The sequence below is a fragment of the Leptolyngbya sp. FACHB-36 genome (genome assembly GCF_014695955.1).
Taxonomy (GTDB): domain Bacteria; phylum Cyanobacteriota; class Cyanobacteriia; order Leptolyngbyales; family Leptolyngbyaceae; genus FACHB-36.
Window position 1 is genome coordinate 1 of the sequence record NZ_JACJPG010000038.1, and the last position, 3598, is coordinate 3598.

Consider the following 3598-nt stretch of genomic DNA (forward strand, 5'->3'; position numbering starts at 1 on the left):
ATCGAGTCTGCCAAAATCCAATTGCAGACCACGCGCAACGTTGAGATCAACCAGGAGCAGCAGCTGTCAGCACTCCGTGCCAAGTTCGCAGCCGGAACGATCGGGGCAGCAGAGTTTGAGAAAGACGAACGTGCTCTGGTTAATTCCCTGTCCGACCTCAAAACCCGCAAGGCAGAGCAGGAATTGGCGCTGCAGGAGGCAGTGAACCGCAAGATTATCGAAGGGTTGCAGCTGGCTAACCAGCGGGCAGAGGCGGCAATCAACCGCTCCGCAACGACCCGGACGATCGCCGCCAAGAAGGAACTGCTGAACGACCCCAACGCCACTGATCCAGTGACGAGCGAGTTTGCTGATCGTCGGCTCAGCCGCACCACTCAGAAGATTGAAGCGGGGACGATTAACGATCGGGTGAAGTTGGTTCAGAAGGAACTTGCCGACAACCAGAAGCTATTTAACGAGAAGCGTAGAAGTCGTAAGGAGTTTGAACAGGAAGAAATTTCCCTTCAACAGAAATTAGCCGACCTGAACAATCAGCGTGTGGACATCGAACTCCAGCGCCAGAAGGAGCTACGCGACTCCTACAAGGCGCTGCGCGATTCCCGGATTAAGCAAGAGGAGGAAGTCAGCAAGGCTCAGCAGGCGAGTCTAGACCGCTCTAAGCAGCTAATCGAAGCGCAGGCGCGACTGAGTAAAGCCAAGTCGGAAGCGTCGCTAGCGGTGGATGATTCGCGGCTCAGATCAATCGATCGGGCTTCTGAACTGAAGAAGAAAATCGACGACGACAGCACCGACCCAGCGGTGAAGGCAGTGGCGCGGCGGCAGTTGGAGCAGATTGGCGTTGACCCCAACGCGACGGAGCTGCAAATTGCCGAGCAGAAAGCGCAAATCGAGAACGAAATCGCCGCCAAGAAGATTGCGGCTCAGGAGCAGGAGTTTAAGACGGCTCAAATGCTGTTGGAGTTGGACCTCCAGCGCGAACAGATTGCCGCACGGTTGGAGAAACGAAAAGCCGATCGCGGTCGGGTTGAGGCAGAAAAGAACCGCAACGCAGCCGAACGCGACTACAACGAGGCGCTAAAGGGCGGCGACGCTAGAGAAATCCAGCTTGCAAAGAATAATCTGGAGCTAGCGGGCGCAGATGTGGGGCTGGCAGCCCAAGGGCAGCGAGATGCCAGCGAAAGCCTCAGCCTGATTGATCAAACCGCCGATCAGCGGCGGGAGGCGCTGAGGCTGGAACAGCAGAAAACGCGCGAGACCACGGCAGAGGATGAGTTCCTGCGGCTGCAGAATCAGGAGATGTCGATCGCCGAACTGGGCGGAAAGACGCCCAACGCGCCGAGCAGCTTCATTACCCCGAATGCGCTCGATACCTACAGCCGCGTTCGCAACGCAGGCGGCGACCTGTCTGGGATGCAGGCGCGGCAACCCATCTCCCAGCAGGCAGGCAACGTGATCAACCTGCCGGGAATGTCGGGGATGACCGCAGGCGGCGGGCTAACCGTGACGCCTTCGACTGGCGTGGGAGCGATCGCACCTCCCATACCTCAGCCGGACTTCAGCAAGGTAGCCGTTACGCCGAGCGAGGGTAAGGGGCAATCATTCAGCCAGGAGTTGGTTAGCTTCCTAGGCTCCAAACTGGACCTACTGAACAGCAACATTGCAAAGCTGGCAAACTCACCCAGAAGCTTGTCCTTCACCAGTCAAGACCCCGTGAGTGACTTTGCAGACTTCCAGAACGGGCAAGCGGCGTCGCTGATGCGGGGGTAGCAGAAACCACCTTCACGGTTAGTTTTTAACTCTGGCAGTTTTTGTAGTCGTTTTCTGAGTCCGCCCTTTCTTACGGCGCTGGAGCAGCGGAAAAACGCAAGCTTGGTCTGCCAGGGCTTCGGCAGCATCGATCAGATCCGCTGTCTGAAGACCCAACATCTCGGCATAGACCTGAATGCGATCAATGCCGACAGTCACTCTGCCTGATTCAAGGTCAGTGAGACTTGTGACAGGGATTCCGGTCTTTTCAGCGACCTCTTGTTGAGTTAGCCGAAATCGGACTCTAGCGAGTCGAAGGATGAGGGAAATATTTTGGTTGAAAGAGGAACTAGCCTGACTGGTCATACATTAGTCTGAATTTACCAGGCTATCCTATCGAAAAGCAGGGTGATCGGGTCAAGGACAGGGCGATCGCGGTTTTGCTTTGGGCACCTTGAGCAAGCACCCCTTGGAAGGACCCATGACCCAACAAAAACCGATTAACTCAAACGCAAACCCTGCTGTTGCTGAGTTAAAAGCATTGCGAAACGAATTTGCGCGAATGAGAGAAGAACTCACCGGGCTTAGATCCGAACTGAGCAGCCGCAAGATGCCCGACATTACAGACCAGGTAGCGAAAGGTGTTGTTTTAGCGGGCGTGTTTTGGGGCGTCCTGTTTTTGTTCTTCCGCTCGTTCGTCTAGGCTCCAATCCGGGGTAGGAATACCAGGGGCACAGCCACCGCTATTGCCCCATGCGCCGCTTCCTTGCCCTATCAATTGACGGTATTAACCTCAAAATCAGCGAGTTCGCTTCCAGCGGCTACGAAGTGACCTATGCCGATGCAGGCGACGTGTCCTACTCGCTGGCAGGATTTGCAGTAGTGGACGGCCCTGCCTACGAACCAAAGCGCGTCTGGACAATCACCGCTTTCCTAACGCTGGCAGAGTGGCAGCAACTCCAATTTATCTACGTCCGATCGGAGCGCAAGCGGCGGCAGCCCCCGACCGGCTTCGGCATTGCGTGCGACGACACGGTTCAACCTGTTATTGAGGACAGCAACGCCAGAACCCGCGCGATCGTTCCCGGTGGCACAGTCACACAGTTTGTCAGCGGCGGCATTACCTATCCGGCACGGTTCTCGGTGCGGATGTTTCAGCCCAAGGCGACTGAACTAGCGGGCTTGAAGCCATTCCAGACCAGCTTTGTGCTGAAGGAACTGGACAAGGTTGCACCATGATCAACCTGTCAGTCCGCAATTACCAGATCATGATCGCGGGGCTGGACTGCACCAAGCCGCTAATTTCCTTCGCAGGTAGCGACAGCAAAATTGACCAGTCGGGGCTGATTACCTTTAAGGGCAGCTTGACGCTGGGACGCCCGGAAGGGTTTGAGAGTATCGACGATCGAATCAGCGATCGGTGGGCGCGTGGCAACCCGATCGGGCTGCGAATTGCTGATAACAGTCAAGCTCTGCGGTTGCCCCCTAGGGGCGGGACGCTGTTTATTTTGGATTCCAGCTATGACCCCAAGGCAGGGCGACTGGAGATTCAGTTTGGCGATATCTTCGAGCTGCTGCGGTTCCGGGAGCCGAAGGGCGACGCCTCTAAGATCTGCCTGGGCACCCGAACGACGCGGACGCAGATTATTAATAATTTGTTGGCAGCTGCAGGTGTGCCGCTGCTGATTGATGAGGTTCCGGGCTACCTCCATGCTGCAACGCCTCGACTGCTGGAGTCGAGCTATATCGAGCAAGCAGGGGCGATCGCGGCGGCGGCAGGCTACTTTCTCTGGGTTGATACCAGCGGCAACGTGAGAGCGTCGGCGATTAACTCGAACCCCGTTGCACCTCA

At 56.5% G+C, this 3598-nt stretch carries 5 protein-coding genes; 4 read left to right on the forward strand and 1 reads right to left on the reverse strand.

Features of this window, described 5'->3' with window-relative positions; translation table 11 throughout:
- Nucleotides 1-1767 (forward strand): hypothetical protein (locus tag H6F43_RS00540; RefSeq protein ID WP_190340089.1); only part of this gene is annotated, 1767 nt, incomplete at its 5' end.
- An 18-nt stretch (nt 1768-1785) separates the two neighbouring features.
- Here H6F43_RS00540 and H6F43_RS00545 read toward each other — a convergent pair.
- Nucleotides 1786-2112 carry a helix-turn-helix transcriptional regulator gene (locus H6F43_RS00545; RefSeq protein ID WP_190340090.1) on the reverse strand — a complete coding sequence of 109 codons (327 nt, stop codon included), beginning with the start codon at nt 2110-2112 and terminating at the stop codon, nt 1786-1788.
- Nucleotides 2113-2227: 115 nt separating this feature from the next.
- Here H6F43_RS00545 and H6F43_RS00550 point away from each other — a divergent pair, with 115 nt between their 5' ends.
- The 3 genes from H6F43_RS00550 to H6F43_RS00560 form a co-directional block, all read left to right on the forward strand.
- The gene (locus H6F43_RS00550; RefSeq protein ID WP_190340091.1) at nt 2228-2449 is read left to right on the forward strand and encodes a hypothetical protein; all 222 of its coding nucleotides are present in this window, start codon (nt 2228-2230) and stop codon (nt 2447-2449) included.
- A 50-nt stretch (nt 2450-2499) separates the two neighbouring features.
- Nucleotides 2500-2985, forward strand: coding sequence for a hypothetical protein (locus H6F43_RS00555; RefSeq protein ID WP_190340092.1), 486 nt, complete (start codon nt 2500-2502; stop codon nt 2983-2985).
- Nucleotides 2982-3598: hypothetical protein (locus H6F43_RS00560; RefSeq protein ID WP_190340093.1), on the forward strand; the 617-nt coding region annotated here is incomplete at its 3' end. The genes H6F43_RS00555 and H6F43_RS00560, both read left to right, overlap by 4 nt.